The organism is Vibrio coralliilyticus ATCC BAA-450, from assembly GCF_000176135.1.
Classification (GTDB): Bacteria; Pseudomonadota; Gammaproteobacteria; order Enterobacterales; family Vibrionaceae; genus Vibrio; species Vibrio coralliilyticus.
Genome location: NZ_ACZN01000011.1, coordinates 21,814 through 36,929 on the forward strand (window position 1 = coordinate 21,814; position 15,116 = coordinate 36,929).

At 47.8% G+C, this 15,116-nt stretch carries 16 protein-coding genes; 10 read left to right on the plus strand and 6 right to left on the minus strand.

Features of this window, described 5'->3' with window-relative positions:
- The first annotated feature begins 50 nt into the window (after positions 1 to 50).
- Positions 51 to 1,244, plus strand: a complete 1,194-nt coding sequence (locus tag VIC_RS02370; RefSeq protein WP_006957550.1) for a BaiN/RdsA family NAD(P)/FAD-dependent oxidoreductase — start codon at positions 51 to 53, stop codon at positions 1,242 to 1,244.
- 67 nt (positions 1,245 to 1,311) lie between these two features.
- On the opposite strand, the gene VIC_RS02375 is transcribed toward VIC_RS02370, so the two are convergent.
- The 4 genes from VIC_RS02375 to VIC_RS02390 all read right to left on the minus strand — a co-directional run bounded on the left by VIC_RS02375 (position 1,312) and on the right by VIC_RS02390 (position 5,056).
- Positions 1,312 to 2,793, minus strand: a complete 1,482-nt coding sequence (locus VIC_RS02375; RefSeq protein WP_006957551.1) for an aerolysin family beta-barrel pore-forming toxin — start codon at positions 2,791 to 2,793, stop codon at positions 1,312 to 1,314.
- Positions 2,794 to 3,128: 335 nt separating this feature from the next.
- The gene (locus VIC_RS02380; protein ID WP_006957552.1) at positions 3,129 to 3,590 is read right to left on the minus strand and encodes a hypothetical protein; all 462 of its coding nucleotides are present in this window, start codon (positions 3,588 to 3,590) and stop codon (positions 3,129 to 3,131) included.
- Positions 3,587 to 4,354, minus strand: coding sequence for a winged helix-turn-helix domain-containing protein (locus tag VIC_RS02385; protein ID WP_006957553.1), 768 nt, complete (start codon positions 4,352 to 4,354; stop codon positions 3,587 to 3,589). The genes VIC_RS02380 and VIC_RS02385 overlap by 4 nt, the downstream gene beginning before the upstream one ends.
- 225 nt (positions 4,355 to 4,579) lie before the next feature.
- Positions 4,580 to 5,056: a YHS domain-containing (seleno)protein gene (locus tag VIC_RS02390; RefSeq protein ID WP_006957554.1), complete on the minus strand. Its 477-nt coding sequence runs from the start codon at positions 5,054 to 5,056 to the stop codon at positions 4,580 to 4,582.
- A gap of 110 nt (positions 5,057 to 5,166) precedes the next feature.
- Here VIC_RS02390 and VIC_RS02395 point away from each other — a divergent pair, with 110 nt between their 5' ends.
- Together VIC_RS02395 and VIC_RS02400 are read left to right on the plus strand one after the other, a co-directional pair.
- Positions 5,167 to 5,991, plus strand: coding sequence for an AraC family transcriptional regulator (locus VIC_RS02395; RefSeq protein WP_006957555.1), 825 nt, complete (start codon positions 5,167 to 5,169; stop codon positions 5,989 to 5,991).
- Positions 5,992 to 6,078: 87 nt separating this feature from the next.
- Positions 6,079 to 6,903: an HDOD domain-containing protein gene (locus VIC_RS02400; RefSeq protein ID WP_006957556.1), complete on the plus strand. Its 825-nt coding sequence runs from the start codon at positions 6,079 to 6,081 to the stop codon at positions 6,901 to 6,903.
- A gap of 5 nt (positions 6,904 to 6,908) precedes the next feature.
- On the opposite strand, the gene VIC_RS02405 is transcribed toward VIC_RS02400, so the two are convergent.
- Entirely contained in the window at positions 6,909 to 7,814 is a 906-nt protein-coding gene (locus VIC_RS02405; protein WP_006957557.1) for a DMT family transporter, read from the minus strand.
- A gap of 167 nt (positions 7,815 to 7,981) precedes the next feature.
- On the opposite strand from VIC_RS02405, the gene rmuC reads away from it, so the two are divergent.
- The 7 genes from rmuC to tatC all read left to right on the plus strand — a co-directional run bounded on the left by rmuC (position 7,982) and on the right by tatC (position 14,155).
- Positions 7,982 to 9,532 (plus strand): DNA recombination protein RmuC, encoded by a 1,551-nt coding sequence (gene rmuC, locus VIC_RS02410; RefSeq protein ID WP_006957558.1) that lies wholly within the window; start codon positions 7,982 to 7,984, stop codon positions 9,530 to 9,532.
- Between the two features lie 56 nt (positions 9,533 to 9,588).
- On the plus strand, positions 9,589 to 10,371 hold the full coding sequence (ubiE, locus tag VIC_RS02415; RefSeq protein WP_006957559.1) for a bifunctional demethylmenaquinone methyltransferase/2-methoxy-6-polyprenyl-1,4-benzoquinol methylase UbiE: 783 nt from the start codon (positions 9,589 to 9,591) through the stop codon (positions 10,369 to 10,371).
- 15 nt (positions 10,372 to 10,386) lie between these two features.
- Entirely contained in the window at positions 10,387 to 10,992 is a 606-nt protein-coding gene (locus VIC_RS02420; RefSeq protein ID WP_006957560.1) for a ubiquinone biosynthesis accessory factor UbiJ, read from the plus strand.
- Positions 10,989 to 12,623, plus strand: coding sequence for a ubiquinone biosynthesis regulatory protein kinase UbiB (gene ubiB, locus VIC_RS02425; RefSeq protein ID WP_006957562.1), 1,635 nt, complete (start codon positions 10,989 to 10,991; stop codon positions 12,621 to 12,623). Before VIC_RS02420 ends, ubiB begins: the two co-directional genes overlap by 4 nt.
- Before the next feature lie 49 nt (positions 12,624 to 12,672).
- Positions 12,673 to 12,909, plus strand: a complete 237-nt coding sequence (gene tatA / locus VIC_RS02430) for a Sec-independent protein translocase subunit TatA (RefSeq protein ID WP_006957564.1) — start codon at positions 12,673 to 12,675, stop codon at positions 12,907 to 12,909.
- A gap of 3 nt (positions 12,910 to 12,912) precedes the next feature.
- Positions 12,913 to 13,341, plus strand: coding sequence for a Sec-independent protein translocase protein TatB (gene tatB / locus VIC_RS02435; protein ID WP_006957565.1), 429 nt, complete (start codon positions 12,913 to 12,915; stop codon positions 13,339 to 13,341).
- Between the two features lie 61 nt (positions 13,342 to 13,402).
- Complete coding sequence (gene tatC / locus VIC_RS02440) at positions 13,403 to 14,155, plus strand: twin-arginine translocase subunit TatC (RefSeq protein WP_006957567.1); 753 nt, start codon at positions 13,403 to 13,405, stop codon at positions 14,153 to 14,155.
- Positions 14,156 to 14,208: 53 nt separating this feature from the next.
- Here the strand turns inward: tatC and VIC_RS02445 are convergent, their stop codons facing one another.
- Complete coding sequence (locus VIC_RS02445) at positions 14,209 to 14,970, minus strand: TatD family hydrolase (protein WP_029236301.1); 762 nt, start codon at positions 14,968 to 14,970, stop codon at positions 14,209 to 14,211.
- Positions 14,971 to 15,116 lie beyond the last annotated feature (146 nt).

The following is a 15,116-nucleotide window of genomic DNA, read 5'->3' on the forward strand; positions in this document are numbered from 1 at the left end:
ATGTGCTAAATGCACATCCTTTTTTATTGGATTTTGGTTGAGAAAAGGTCATGGCGGAAAAGTTTGATGTGGTCGTCATCGGTGCAGGTGCGGCAGGATTAATGTGTGCTGCAGAAGCGGGTAAGCGTGGGCGAAAAGTGCTTGTGCTGGATCACGCTAAAAAACCGGGCCGCAAGATTCTTATTTCGGGTGGTGGGCGTTGTAATTTCACTAACTACGATGTCTCAGCCAAAAACTACCTGTGCAGTAATCCGCATTTCGTAAAATCGGCACTGGCCCAGTACACCAACTGGGACTTTATCTCGATGATCTACAAACATGAAATCCAGTTTGAAGAGCGCGATCATGGTCAGCTGTTTTGTGTTGGTGATTGCGACTCGAAAGACATCGTCAAAATGTTGTTGGCAGAGTGTGATTTGCCGACGGTTGAGCAACGTTATCGTCAGGACATTCACCATATCGAAAAAACCGACACGGGCTTTGAGCTGCACGCTAATACCAATGTGATTGAATGCCACTCCTTGGTGGTGGCGACTGGTGGATTGTCGATGCCAAAGCTGGGTGCCACACCCTTTGGCTACAAAGTCGCAGAACAATTTGGTTTGCCCGTGTTGCCGACGACGGCGGGCTTGGTGCCATTTACCTTACACAAAGAAGATAAAGAGGATTTCGCTGAGCTGTCCGGTATCGCGATTCCTGTCGAAATCACCACGCAAAACAATACAACCTTCAAAGAAGCCCTGTTGTTTACTCACCGAGGGTTATCTGGCCCTTCTGTCCTGCAGGTTTCGTCCTACTGGAAGCCCGGCGAGGCAGTGACCGTGAATCTGGTACCGGAAGCTGACATTGATACCTTGCTGACCCGTTCTTTGGAAAAGCACCCCAACCAAAGCCTGAAAAACACCCTAGCCAAAGTCTTACCGAAGCGCTTAGTAGAAGTGCTGATTGAGCGTAAAGTGTTGACCGATCTACCACTCAAGCAGTTTGGTATGAATCAGCTGAAGCAGATTGCTCAGCAACTAGAAAATTGGACCATAGCGCCTAACGGAACGGAAGGGTACCGCACTGCGGAAGTAACGTTAGGTGGCGTTGATACCGATCACCTGTCTTCAAAAACGATGGAGTGCAAGGACGTCAAAGGACTGTATTTCATTGGTGAAGTGATGGACGTGACGGGTTGGCTTGGAGGGTACAACTTCCAGTGGTGCTGGAGCTCAGGGTTTGTTGCCGGCCAGTGGGTATAAGTCTTATCAAGAAAAAAACGGAAGAGTGGGGAGCTCTTCCGTTTTGCGTTTCGGGCTACAGGCAAAGTTATTTGGCTGGTGTGATGGTCAGCTGAGCATCACCAAAGCCAAGTGCCTCAAGTTCTTGTGCGTCAAAGTTGGTTGTGACTTCTATATCACCGATATGTTCACTAACCAGAGCTTCCGCAGAGCGTTTGACGCGGCTGCTTTGTGCAGCGTTGCCAATTGGTGTGGCTTGACCGATTTCGATCGTGCCAGCAAATTGCGATTCCGCGTAGAAATCGCCGGAAACATGAGAGTAAAACGGACGTAGGCTTGCTCCTGTTGCGTACTGCATGTTACCTAAACCATTTTCATTGATCGCCCAGCTCCAATCCCACCATTTGACTTCACCTGGAATATAGCGGTGATCCCATTGATAACGGATATCTGCTGAGTTTTCACTACCGCGTCCCATTGTAAAGGTGTGTGCTTTGTAAGGGCGGTTGTCTGGGTGAGAATGCCAAGCGTTGCCACCCCAGCGCAGGAAGCCATTAAATTCGACGTCGTAGCTGATATCTGCGCCAAAGCGATATGGATAAGAGATGCTGGAACGGTAAAGCTCGACACGAATCGGGATTTCAGAGTGAGCGGGCACCGTAGGCCTTGCCTGAAGCGTCACCTGCTCGCTGGTGGATCCGCCATTCGTGCTGGCGAAGCTCTGATTGGCTTCGAGCGTAATCGTCAGCTTAGTGTCGCCGACCAAAGGCCACTTAAAGGTGTTTTCTGTCGATACCTTCTGAGCAAAGCCATAGCTGTTGGTTTTTGACCAGTTGGTTGATTCATCCACTTTTAGGTCCACTACCACTTGCTGTGGGATGTCACTGTTGTTGCGAGCAACCGCCGTTACGGTTTTCACCAGCTGGCGATCCGATTCGGTCACAGTACCGTGCCAGAAATCGCTATCGTTAAGGGTATAGGCAAAGTTATCGACAGTGATTTTGGTTTTCTCATCGCAGCGATAGCCATCGCATGAACCGTCATTATTGCCTTGAATCACCCAACCGTTGCCTTCACGTCTGACATCAATATCCTCGCCGACATATTGGCTATGGTTGCCACCAACCCAAGCATAACCGAGGTAATGGGCGAGGTAGCTCAACGGACGCACGAAATTAGAGTGGTTTGTTACCAGTTCATACTGAATATCCAGCTCGTCACCTTCTGGAATGGATTTTGAGGAGTAGTTTGGAATTTCAGACAATGCATCGTCAGGGTAACACCAAGTACTGCCATTGGGATTATCCTGCTTAATTTGACCATGGTAGCCAGGTCCCATGATCACCCAATTGTCTTTTAAGCCAGCGATTTGCCACTGACCCATGCGAGAAACAATATAGTCCTTCTGTTCGGATGCTTCGAAGCGGTCAATCGGGCGGTAGCCAGAACGGCAGACATCTTCACCCAGTTGATCAAGCACTAACTGGTCAGGATAAATCTTAGCTTGCGCGCCTGCAGACAGAACGGAAAGAACAGCTGCTGATAACACATGTTTTTTCACCGTAGACATAGACGTTTCCTTTCGTGATTTTTCTTAGTTTTATGATGTTGTGTTGTCATTGTTGGCTGCTTGTCAAAAGCAACAGGTTTACCTTTCCATAGTCATATAATTTACAGTACTGAAAATAGTTGAATTTTATTTCCTTTAAAATTCAGTGTTTTGTATTGTTTTGACTATTTATTTCATGCAACGCAAACATGGACTGTTTACAGCTTGTGATCTTGCTTCGATGAGATTTAGAAAAATTGTGGTGCGTTTAGATAGCGGAAAAGCAGAGGTACTTGCACAGGCGAAGCCCGTGCGAAGGGAAAGAACAAATGTTAGGTGAGAATCTAGTGATAGGCTTAGCGTTTGGCGAGCAGTTGAGCTCGGCCGGTCTGTCTATCGCGGACTATCACAAAGCAGTTGGCAGAATAGAGGATATCGATATCCAGCGTGTAAGGATCATCATTGAGCAGTAGATATGGCGAAATGGTCGCGTCATTCATCACAGGCCTTAACTTCTGTACTGAGAGTAAGTTAATGATTCCAGAGAGCGAAAAGCCGAACTGGCTGAATGATTCCGCTTGGCCCTGAAAACGAATCACTATCGGTTGCTCCATTTTGTCATCCTGAAGTGAAGCAAGGTGAACGACTTCGTTGTTTTCAATCCGAGTCAGTCCATCAGAGCGAAAAATTTGGTTGTCGGGTTGGATATGGATTTCGCTGTGCTGGTAACGGTTATCCTCAATACGATTCGACCAAGGCAGGTTGAGGACAATAGAAAAGATAACTGTGGCGATTACTAAGGTGAGGTATGGGATCATTGTTGTCCCTCCTGAATAAAACGTTCTACCTGAGCCGAGACTTGTTTTAACTGTCCCGGTGCATAAAAGACATTAATCGACTGGCGACGCTGCCTGTCTAGCCACGACAGCTCAGAAAAGCGTTCGTTTTTTTCTATGTATACCACGCAATCGCACTGATTCTGTGAGAGCAACTGGCGTAGCGGTAAACTCAGGCGAGTTTCCGATTCCGTGAAGACTTGAAGTTGCCCAACCGTGTGTCTTGCCAGATGTTGATCGCTCGGAATGTCTTCCCAGCGCCAACCATGCACCTTACTTAATGCCAGGATGCTGGAAGCAAATAACAGTGCAATCGCGGCGACATAACACAGCGGTGATTTGCACTCCTTTAAAGACAAGTTGGATGTAACACGCTGGCTCGATGATGCAGCCGAAGTAGGGAGGTTAGGCGCTGGGTTGGATTTGTCTATTTGTGGTGGCGGTTCAGCGGGCGCATATTCAATACTGTGGCTGACCAGTCGATATCCGACTTTAGGTACAGTCACTATCGGGGACTCCTTGGCCCCCAATTTAAGTAGTGCCTGCCTCAGCGTACTGATGCTTTTCGCGAGTGACGTTTCGCCAATATATTCACTGCCCCAAGCGTGCTGAACGATGTCATGCTTTTTGACGACTTCAGGGGAGTGCTTGAGCAGCAGGTCAAGAACCTGTGCTTCACGGTAACCAATCTTAATGACGCGTTGTGTGTTAGAAAGCTTATTCTGAACAGAGTGAAATATAATCATACAGCCAGCTTTTTATAGTTATTGTTGTCATCTCAAATCTTATTGAGAGGATCAATATACTATTATGACAATGCAACCGCATGAATATTTTTTAATCAATTATTGGCTCTGTCTCATTGAATCGACAGTCGATGTTGATGTAATGAGAGCCAAGCGATTGAAAGTGGGAATCCTTTGGCTGGGCAGGAAGGAAAAGATGCGCCCCTGAATTGAGGCGCAGCCGTGTTACAGTTGATCTGCCGCAACGGTTTTAATTGTTGGCCAATTGCCGTTGGCATCCTGAATAAAGCCTTGAGTGTCTTCCAACCAACGCTTTTGCACGGTCTTATCTAAATTTAGGTACAACTTGCCGTCTTCTATCTTCCAAGCTTGTGGATCAGTCTCAAACTTTTTACCCATGGCAACCCCAAAGGCGCAATAGCCACCGTATTGAGGCGCGTATGCCTGAGGGTCTGCACGAAACTGATCGCGATTTTCGCTGTTGGCAAAGTGATAAATGGCATTCTTATACGTTGCCGTAAACTGTGAGTTGCCTTGGACAGCGCCTTTGTCAGTAAAGTAAGCGACAGGGTCATATCCCTTGATCGCTAAGTCGTTTTGGTCGACGCTCATATCAATATCGGCTGCCATCAATGAAAAGCTGGTACCGAGCATTGCAGCCAGAAGAGTGAGTTTTTGACCAGTGGATTTGATGCGTGACATAGCAAGCTCCTTGTCTGTTTTGATTACCTTGCCTGAAAGAATTTAGTCGACTTGTCCGGTCTATAGAGGGACTAAAAGCCAAAAAACTATGCGAAAAGTCCGGAGATGAAATGGATTTACTCTCACAACTCATGGAACACTGCTCAATACGTACTGGTGTGTTTTATTCCGGCCACCTGTGTGGTGTGTCTTCATTCAATGCAAATCTGCAAAACAGTGGCCATTTACACGTTTTGCAGTCTGGCGAGCTGACACTCGATAAAACACACAGTGAATCACGCCATATTGTTGAGCCATCTATTCTCTATCTGCCACATGGGACCAATCACGTCATTGAAGGTGTTGAGTCCGGAGCGGAGCTGGTGTGCGCAAATGTGGAATATCGCGTTGGACAGATGAACCCTTTGTTGTCCGCACTTCCTGAGGTAATTGTTATCCCATTTAGCGCTGCGCCAAGCCTGACACCTGTCATTGATGCCTTATTTTGTGAGTCTGGCGGCGATTTAGCTGGGCAACAGTTTCTGATGGACAAATTGAGTGATGCTCTGATGGCTCTGATTTTTCGCCATTTGGTGGAAGAGAAAAAAATAGAGCAGGGGCTATTTGCGGCGCTGGCCCACCCTCGGCTCGCCGCTGTGGCCTCTGTTGTGCACCAGTTACCTGCAAGGCACTTCAGCTTGGTGGAGCTTGCCTCGGTGGCGGCAATGTCACGCACTCAGTTCATCGATACGTTTAAAGCGGTGGTTGGAGAAACGCCCGGAGATTATGTGCAGAAATGGCGCATCTCAGTCGCACAATCGTTATTGTTGCAGCGTAAACCGTTGAACTGGGTCGCGGATGAAGTGGGTTACAGTAGTTATTCGGGGTTTTCGCGCGCCTTTCATAATATTTCCGGAATGTCGCCACGCCAGTGGTTACGGGACAAACAGTGTTGATCACAAACTCTTAGCACAAGCGTTATCGATCTTTTGCTCAATTTCTGTCCTATATTAAATGGACAGAACTTGCTGAAGGAGTGGTATATGAGCTATCAAGTGCTGATCTCAAGAATTAATGAATTACCCAGAATCGAAAGCGTACTTCAGGAATTGCTGGAGATGGTTAACAGGGAACAAATCGATTTTGGTGAGCTGGCAAAGAAAATGGCCATGGATCAGGTGTTGTTAGCACGTGTGTTAAGGATGGCAAACTCAGCGCAATTCGGCGGTGTTAAAGGGGTTTCCAACATTAATGACGCGATTGTGCGAATTGGTGTTGGCGCGATTCGCAATTTGATTTCTTCTTCTATTCTCGCCTCAACATTTCCTAAACTGGAAACCCTCAATATCAAAGATTACTGGGCAAGTACTTTTGAAGTGGCAACCATTGCCAGTACAGTTGCTAAAGACGTCAAAGTTGACCCTAATGAAGCTTTTATTGCCGGTATTCTGCACAACATTGGTGAGCTGATGATTCACTCTTTAGAGCCAGAACAGGCATTAGAAATCAGCCGTCGGGTGGAAAATGGCGAAAATCCTGTCGATGTACAGCGCGAAGTGTTAGGTACTGATGCCCAGCAGTTAGGCGCGGCACTGGCTGAGACGTGGAAGTTCCCTGCTCAGCTGGTGGATGCGATTGCCAACGTCAATCATCCTGCGAAAGCGGTTGAATCGAAAAAGTTGGCATGTCTGATGTTCCTCGCTCGTGATATAGACCATCAGTGGGATTCAATGTTGAGTCTGGACGATAAGCAAAGTTATCTCAGCCAACATAAAGCAGCAGTTGCGTTAAGTGTCTCCCCAGATCTCGCTGAGCAAATCGACCAGGTGCGAGGTCAAGGCAGTGAGATGGCTTACGAGTTGTTTTAAAAATGTTAACTCACGGATTGCGTGAGATCTTTTTTGCCAAATTTGATCTGCTGGATCACCAGTCCAGCAATGATCAACACTAAGCCGATCAAGGTTGTGGAATGTATTTCTTCACCAATGATGGTCGCCAGCAACGCCAGAGAAATAAACGGTGACGCGAATATCAGGTTGCTGATACGCGCGGTGTTTTGCGTCAGTTTGAGGGCGCTAAGCCACAGGACAAAGGTCACGCCCATTTCGAACAAACCAACGTAACTGACCGCGAGCCAACCTTGCAGAGAAATACCGTTCCAGCTGACACCTTCGTAGAGGCTCAGGCCAATTGCAAATGGTATTGCAACCAAAAAACCGAGTAACACGCCGACGATAGGGTCGGCTTTGTTTTTAGTATTGAGTATCCAGTAGCTGGCCCAAAGCAGAGTTGATAGCAGAGCCAGTCCCACCCCTAACGGGCTCTCGAAACTCAGGCCCAGTACATCACCTTTAGTAGCAATTACAATTACACCAAAGTAACTCAGCGTGCAGGCTATCCAGTCCTGCTTGCGGATTTTCTGGCCGAGGAAGACTGCAGCCATCAGAGTCAAAGTAATCGCCCAGCTATAGTTGATCGCTTGCGCTTGTGAGGCGGGAAGTAAGTCATAGGCTTTGAATAAGATGACGTAGTACGCCAGTGGATTGATCAATCCAAGCAATAAGTAATACCAAGGATTCGCGAAGAAGGTACTAGCCAGCGAAGACAGTTTGCCCTGAATGGCACATACAGCGGTCAGAGCCAGCGCTGAGACCAGGCTGGCAACGGTCAGCATTTGAATCGGGGTCAGTTCGGCAAGAGTTAATTTAAAGGCGGTGGCTACAGTAGACCACAATAGGACGGCAGACAGACCAAAACCTAAAGCACGACGCTCGTTCATGATGTTCCTTTATTAAAACCAACAAGTTAAATTCGTTGGCGATTGGCGGTAGGGCAGATTAGAGAGCGCTTAGTCTAGCTGTTCGATATCTAGCCGACAAACTGGACATTTATCCAGTGGTAAAATACCATTGAATCAGTACCTGAAATAAGAGTTAACCCTTTATTATGCAATGGATTCTGGACAACCAAGCCCTACTTATCAGCGCTATTAGCAGTGCGGCGATCAGCGGAGTCGGAGTGGGCTGGTGGATCAGGCAGAAAACACGCTTTGATCAACAGCTTTTAAAACAACAACTTGAATCCAATCAGCAACTGGCAACAACGAAAATCGGCCAGTTACAGAAAGAGCTAGAGCAAGCACAACAGGAACTGGATGAGCTAGATAGCGAGCGAGATAAAGCCGCGTATGAGCTCAAACAGTCCCACGGTAAATTGATGGCGGTTCTAGAAAAATTGCGTTACTTCGAGGCGGTTAAGCAAGAAAGACAACAATACGCTGAGGAGCTGACTCAAAGCCGCGATCAGAAAGCTCAGCTTGAAGCCCAGCTCAGAGAGCAAGAAGCTCGCCATCAAGAAGAGAACAAAGCCAACCACGATAAATTGCAATTGTTGGAACAGGCGGAGTCTCGTCTCAAGCAGCAATTCGAACATCTGGCCAATCAGCTATTTGAGGCTAAGACCGCCAAAGTCGACCAACAAAACCGCCAAAGTCTGGAAGGGTTGCTATCGCCACTGAAAGAACAGTTGGAAGGGTTTAAGAAACAGGTCAATGACAGTTTTACGGTTGAAGCGAAAGAGCGACACACCTTAGTGCATGAGCTGAAGAACCTGCAACGCCTCAATGAACAGATGACGCGCGAAGCGGTCAACCTGACTCAGGCACTAAAAGGTGACAACAAGCAGCAAGGCAACTGGGGAGAGGTCGTCCTTGCGCGCGTGTTGGCGGAGTCCGGATTGCGTGAAGGGCACGAGTACCAGACTCAGGTGAGCCTACAGAATGAAGCAGGTAAGCGCTATCAGCCGGATGTGATTGTCCACTTGCCGCAAGATAAGCAGGTGGTGGTCGACTCTAAAATGACGCTGGTCGCCTATGAGCGTTACTTCAATGCCGAATCAGAGTTAGATCAAGAACAAGCACTAAGTGACCACTTACTATCGGTCAGAAGCCATATTAAAGGTTTGTCACAGAAAGACTATCATCAGCTTAAAGGCATTCAGAGCCTTGATTACGTGCTGATGTTTATCCCAGTTGAGCCAGCGTTTCAGGTTGCGATTCAGGCCGACCCAGATCTGGTCAAGGATGCGATGGAGCAAAACATTATTCTGGTCAGCCCGACGACCTTGCTGGTGGCATTGCGTACGATCGATAACTTGTGGCGCAACGAACGACAGAATCAAAATGCGCAAATCATTGCGGAGCGAGCCAGTAAGCTGTACGACAAGTTGCGTTTGTTTGTCGATGACATGGAAAGCCTAGGCGGTGCGCTGGATAAAGCGAACCAGAATTATCAAGGCGCGATGAACAAGCTCGCTACTGGTCGAGGTAACGTGATTCGTCAGGCGGAAAGCTTTAAGCAGCTTGGTGTTGAGGTGAAAAAGCCAATCTCGTCGAGCCTGACAGAACTGGCTCAATATGATGGGCTCACAGAAAATAACTCGATGAGTGAAAATGATTCTATCGCTGAAAGACATCCGGCTGAGGATAAAGTAAACTAATCGCCCGCAGCGCTCAGGTCGTATTTATTCATAGCGTTGCTTGAAGAGGAATCATCATGACGGATACAAGCGTGCAGTCGAATACAGCTTTAGAATCAAATGAAACCACGCATTTTGGTTTCACCACAGTCGCCAAAGAAGAGAAAGTCGCCAAGGTAGCAGAGGTATTCCACTCTGTAGCGGCCAAATACGACATCATGAACGACTTTATGTCGGGTGGTGTGCATCGTCTTTGGAAACGATTCACGATCGATTGCAGTGGTGTGCGTCCGGGTCAGCGTGTGCTGGACCTCGGTGGTGGTACGGGCGATCTGACGGCGAAATTCTCTCGCATTGTCGGTGAAAAAGGCCATGTGGTTCTGGCTGACATCAACAACTCAATGCTGAATGTTGGCCGCGACAAACTGCGTGACAACGGCATTGTAGGCAACGTGCATTATGTTCAGGCAAACGCTGAAGAGCTGCCGTTCCCAGATGATTACTTTGATGCTATTACCATCAGCTTCTGTCTACGTAACGTGACAGACAAAGACAAAGCCCTGCGCTCAATGTTCCGTGTTTTGAAGCCTGGCGGTCGTCTTCTTGTGCTCGAATTCTCTAAGCCTGTGCTTGAGCCTTTGTCAAAAATCTACGATGCGTACTCATTCCACCTATTGCCGAAAATGGGTGAGCTGGTAGCAAATGATTCTGAGAGCTACCGTTATCTGGCAGAGTCTATTCGTATGCACCCGGATCAGGAAACCTTGAAAGGGATGATGGAAAATGCTGGATTTGAGAAAGCCAGCTACTACAACCTGACCGGCGGCATCGTTGCGCTGCACCGTGGCTACAAATTCTGAGGTTAAAGGATCGCTATGCCATTTGAACCTCTTGTTACTGCTGCGATTGAATCAACACTCAATACACTTATTAACGACGACCCAGAGCTGGGGCGTCGTCTTGCCCGTCTTAAAGGCCAGGTGATTCAAGTTCACCTCAAAGAGCTCAATAAGACACTGACTTTTGTTTTCAGCCAGCAAATTGATGTTCTGGCGAATTACGAAGGTCAACCAGACTGCTACCTATCATTAAACCTATCGGTGCTGCCAGAGCTGCGTGAGCAATCCAATATCACCAAGCTGATCAAGCAAGACAAAGTGATACTGGAAGGCGATATTCAACTGGCGCAGAAATTCTCTCAGCTCATGACGGATTGCAAACCTGACATTGAAGAGTGGTTGTCGCGCGTCACGGGGGATGTGGTGGCGCATAGCTTAGTTCAAGGCGTGTCCAATTTAGGACAGTTTGTTAAAGCAAAAGCGGACAAGCATCAAAACCACCTTGCTCAGGTCATTACCGAAGAGTGGAAACTGGCGCCAGCGCCATTAGAAATTGCCCATTTCTGCGATCAGGTTGACGATGTCAGAAGTCAGGCTGCTCGCATTGAAGCTAAGTTGAATCAGCTGCTGGAGCGCGCATGACTCCGGCTGAACTGAAACGACTCTATCGTATAATCAAAGTTCAGCTCGAATACGGGCTCGATGAACTACTGCCTAATCACCAGTTAACCAAAGCCCCTCTGCTTGCTCGTAAAGCGCTATTTTGGATTAAAAACCAACACGCTGACAAAGAGTTAGGTGAAAGGTTGCGCCTTGCTCTGCAGGAGCTTGGTCCGGTATGGATCAAGTTTGGCCAGATGATGTCGACCCGACGTGATCTCTTCCCTGCGCACATTGCCGATCCGTTGGCGCTGCTTCAAGACCAAGTTTCTCCCTTTGATGGTCAGCTAGCCAAAGAGCAGATTGAGCTGGTGTTAGGTGGCCCTTTGGAAAATTGGTTTACCGACTTTGATATCAAACCACTGGCCTCCGCATCGATCGCTCAAGTCCATACCGCCAAGCTCAAATCGACTAACCAAGAAGTGGTATTAAAGGTTATCCGGCCAGATATTCGTCCGGTCATTGATGCAGATCTAAAACTGATGTACCGAATGGCGCGTATAGTCGCCAAAGCACTTCCTGAAGCACGTCGTTTGAAACCGGTTGAAGTGGTGCGTGAGTATGAAAAAACGCTCCTCGATGAGTTGGACTTACGACGAGAAGCGGCAAATGCGATTCAGCTGAGAAGAAACTTTGAAGGCAGCGATGAATTGTATGTTCCTGAAGTAATTACGGACTTTAGTAATGAAACTGTAATGGTTTCTGAGCGAATATACGGCATCCAAGTTTCTGACATAGAAGGCTTGAAGGCCAATGGCACCAATATGAAGCTATTGGCCGAGCGCGGTGTGAGTGTCTTTTTCACTCAGGTGTTCCGCGACAGCTTTTTCCATGCCGATATGCATCCGGGCAACGTTTTTGTTAACCCTGAGCATCCGGACAATCCACAGTGGATTGGTTTGGACTGTGGCATCGTTGGAACGTTGAATAGTGAAGACAAACGCTATCTGGCGGAAAACTTCCTCGCCTTCTTTAACCGTGATTATCGCCGTGTGGCTGAGTTACACGTTGAATCAGGTTGGGTTCCACGTGAAACGAACGTTGATGAGTTTGAATTCGCCATTCGCATTGTGTGTGAACCGATTTTTGCTAAGCCGCTGTGTGAGATCTCGTTCGGACATGTGTTACTGAACCTATTTAACACCGCACGCCGCTTCAATATGGAAGTACAGCCACAGCTGGTGCTGCTGCAGAAAACCCTATTGTATGTGGAAGGCTTGGGGCGTCAGCTCTACCCACAGCTTGATTTATGGGAAACTGCAAAGCCATTCCTTGAAGAGTGGATGATGAATCAAGTAGGGCCGCAGGCAGTGATTAATGCGGTCAAGGATCGCGCGCCGTTTTGGGCCGAGAAGCTGCCTGAATTGCCAGAGCTACTGTATGACAGTTTACGTCAGGGCAAGATGATGAATCAGCGTATGGATCAGCTCTATCAAGGCTACCGCACTACGAAACGTCAGCAGGCAACGGGGAAATTTTTATTTGGTATTGGGGCCACATTAGTCGTATGCTCGGCAATATTGGTCAACAGTGCGTATGAGCAGCTATCCATGGCAAGCGCTATCGGTGGTGTCACATTTTGGCTGCTCAGTTGGCGAGCTTATCGTCAATAGACGTTAAGCTATTGAAATGATTTGTTTAGTAAAACCCGAGGTATAGAAAATGGGTGGTATTAGTATTTGGCAACTTCTGATTATTGCTGTCATTGTTATTCTTCTATTCGGTACTAAGAAACTACGTGGTATCGGTGGTGATCTAGGTGGCGCAGTGAAGGGCTTCAAGAAAGCCATGAACGACGAAGAGCCGGCGAAAAAAGACGCGGACTTTGAGCCAAAAAACATTGAGCAGCAGAAGACAGATGCTTCTGCTGAAACAAAGAAAGATAAAGAGCAGGCGTAACACGTGTTTGATATCGGTTTCTGGGAACTGGTATTAATATCTGTCGTCGGGCTGGTGGTTCTTGGTCCTGAGCGTTTGCCTCATGCGATTCGCAGCGTGTCACGATTTGTTGGGGCGGCGAAAAACATGGCAAATAGTGTGAAAGATGAGCTTTCACATGAACTAAAGGTTCAGGAACTGCAAGAAAACTTGCGCAAAGCTGAGAAAATGGGGATGGAAGATCTGTCGCCAGAGCTGAAGTCTTCTGTTGAAGAACTCAAGCAAGCCGCGCAAGATGTGCAACGCCCATATGCGAGTAAAAGCGATTCAGCGTCTACCAACGTTGAAGCTGAAGTGGACAAACCGTCCGTTGCAGAAGCTAATCACTCCGCAGATGCGGTCGAGTCACTGGATGCCCAGCCGGTACCTCAGGCAGATAAAAAAGCCGAATAGTCTCGCATTAGGGGAGCTGCTGTGAGCAGCTCCTTTTCGATCTTTTAGAGTAGAGGTTTTCATGTCTTCTGTTGAGCAGACACAACCTTTGATCAGCCATCTGCTGGAACTACGTAATCGCCTGCTACGTGCGATTGTCGCTGTACTGGTGGTGTTTGTTGGCCTGATCTATTTCGCGAATGACATCTATGAGTTTGTCTCGTCGCCTCTCGTTGAACGCCTGCCTGAAGGGGCGACAATGATTGCGACTGATGTTGCATCGCCATTTTTCACTCCGCTAAAGCTGACGTTAATCGCGTCAATTTTTGTGGCTGTGCCGTACATTCTTTATCAGGTTTGGGCGTTTGTTGCTCCCGGTCTGTACAAGCATGAACGACGTCTGATCATGCCATTGATGTTTTCCAGTTCGCTATTGTTCTATTGTGGCGTGGCTTTCGCGTATTTCGTGGTATTCCCACTGGTATTTGGCTTCTTTACGGCGATATCACTGGGCGGCGTAGAGTTCGCCACGGATATTTCCAGCTACCTCGACTTTGTGCTGGCGTTGTTCTTAGCCTTTGGTATTGCGTTTGAAGTGCCGGTGGCAATCATATTGCTGTGCTGGACGGGGGCGACGGATCCGAAAAGCTTAAGTGAAAAGCGCCCATACATTATCGTTGGTGCGTTTATCGTTGGCATGATGCTGACGCCGCCGGATATGATTTCGCAGACCTTGCTGGCAATCCCAATGTGCTTATTGTTTGAGGTCGGCTTGTTCTTTGCGCGCTTCTATGTGCGCAAGAGTGACGATGAAGAAGAACAAGAAGAGGTCTGATATTAGGTCCTGACATAAGAGAAAGGCTTGCCAAGTGGCAAGCCTTTTTTGTATTACAGTTGGAATAGCTTAGTTGCGTTGGACGTGGTGATGGCATCGACTTGGTCGACACTGATGTCACGTAAATCAGCGACTCGCTGTGCAACCAAAGATGTGTATGCAGGTTCATTGCGTTTGCCACGGTGTGGTACTGGAGCTAGGTAAGGGCAGTCCGTTTCAAGAATGACATAGTCCATATCCAGAGACGGAATGACTTTGTCCATCCCGCCATTTTTAAATGTCGACACACCTCCCAGACCGAGGTGAAAACCTAATCCATTGATCGCTTTTGCTTCTTCAACACTGCCGCCAAAACAGTGGAATACGCCAGACAACGAGCCATCTTGTTCCTGTTCAAGTAGCTGCAGCGTTTCTTCAATGGAGTCACGGGTGTGGATGACGACAGGTAGCTTCATCTCTTTAGCCCAGTTGAGCTGGCTGACAAACGCCATTTCCTGCTCGGCTTTATAGGTTTTATCCCAGTAGAGATCGATGCCGATTTCGCCCACAGCAATGAAGTTGTGTTTCTCAAACCAATGGCGAATCACCTGCAGTGTCTGTTCAACATTGCCATCGACATAACATGGGTGAAGCCCCATCATAGAACGACATACCTGCGGATAGGCCGCCTCAGTTTTTAGCATCGGCTCAATTGAATCCAGATCGATGTTTGGCAGCAGGATTTTGTCTATCCCCTGAGCCAAGGCTCTCTCTACCACCTGGTCGCGGTCATTATCAAATTCGCTGGCATAAATATGGGCGTGAGTATCGATCATGGTTTGTCTCTGTAAAGCTGGATTGGCCAGAGTATACGGCAGTGTGAGCATTTGGTCATTTTTTGCATTTTTATCGCTTGCTGCTAGCGTCATTACTCAAGAGTGATATCATGCAAATCAAGCACTTTCACCACACAAGGAGAACA

Bases quoted from the DNA above. Each gene is read 5' to 3' on its own strand.
- VIC_RS02370 (WP_006957550.1), top strand. From the start codon at position 51: ATGGCGGAAAAGTTTGATGTGGTCGTCATCGGTGCAGGTGCGGCAGGA.
- VIC_RS02375 (WP_006957551.1), bottom strand. From the start codon at position 2,793: ATGTCTACGGTGAAAAAACATGTGTTATCAGCAGCTGTTCTTTCCGTT.
- VIC_RS02380 (WP_006957552.1), bottom strand. From the start codon at position 3,590: ATGATCCCATACCTCACCTTAGTAATCGCCACAGTTATCTTTTCTATT.
- VIC_RS02385 (WP_006957553.1), bottom strand. From the start codon at position 4,354: ATGATTATATTTCACTCTGTTCAGAATAAGCTTTCTAACACACAACGC.
- VIC_RS02390 (WP_006957554.1), bottom strand. From the start codon at position 5,056: ATGTCACGCATCAAATCCACTGGTCAAAAACTCACTCTTCTGGCTGCA.
- VIC_RS02395 (WP_006957555.1), top strand. From the start codon at position 5,167: ATGGATTTACTCTCACAACTCATGGAACACTGCTCAATACGTACTGGT.
- VIC_RS02400 (WP_006957556.1), top strand. From the start codon at position 6,079: ATGAGCTATCAAGTGCTGATCTCAAGAATTAATGAATTACCCAGAATC.
- VIC_RS02405 (WP_006957557.1), bottom strand. From the start codon at position 7,814: ATGAACGAGCGTCGTGCTTTAGGTTTTGGTCTGTCTGCCGTCCTATTG.
- rmuC (WP_006957558.1), top strand. From the start codon at position 7,982: ATGCAATGGATTCTGGACAACCAAGCCCTACTTATCAGCGCTATTAGC.
- ubiE (WP_006957559.1), top strand. From the start codon at position 9,589: ATGACGGATACAAGCGTGCAGTCGAATACAGCTTTAGAATCAAATGAA.
- VIC_RS02420 (WP_006957560.1), top strand. From the start codon at position 10,387: ATGCCATTTGAACCTCTTGTTACTGCTGCGATTGAATCAACACTCAAT.
- ubiB (WP_006957562.1), top strand. From the start codon at position 10,989: ATGACTCCGGCTGAACTGAAACGACTCTATCGTATAATCAAAGTTCAG.
- tatA (WP_006957564.1), top strand. From the start codon at position 12,673: ATGGGTGGTATTAGTATTTGGCAACTTCTGATTATTGCTGTCATTGTT.
- tatC (WP_006957567.1), top strand. From the start codon at position 13,403: ATGTCTTCTGTTGAGCAGACACAACCTTTGATCAGCCATCTGCTGGAA.
- VIC_RS02445 (WP_029236301.1), bottom strand. From the start codon at position 14,970: ATGATCGATACTCACGCCCATATTTATGCCAGCGAATTTGATAATGAC.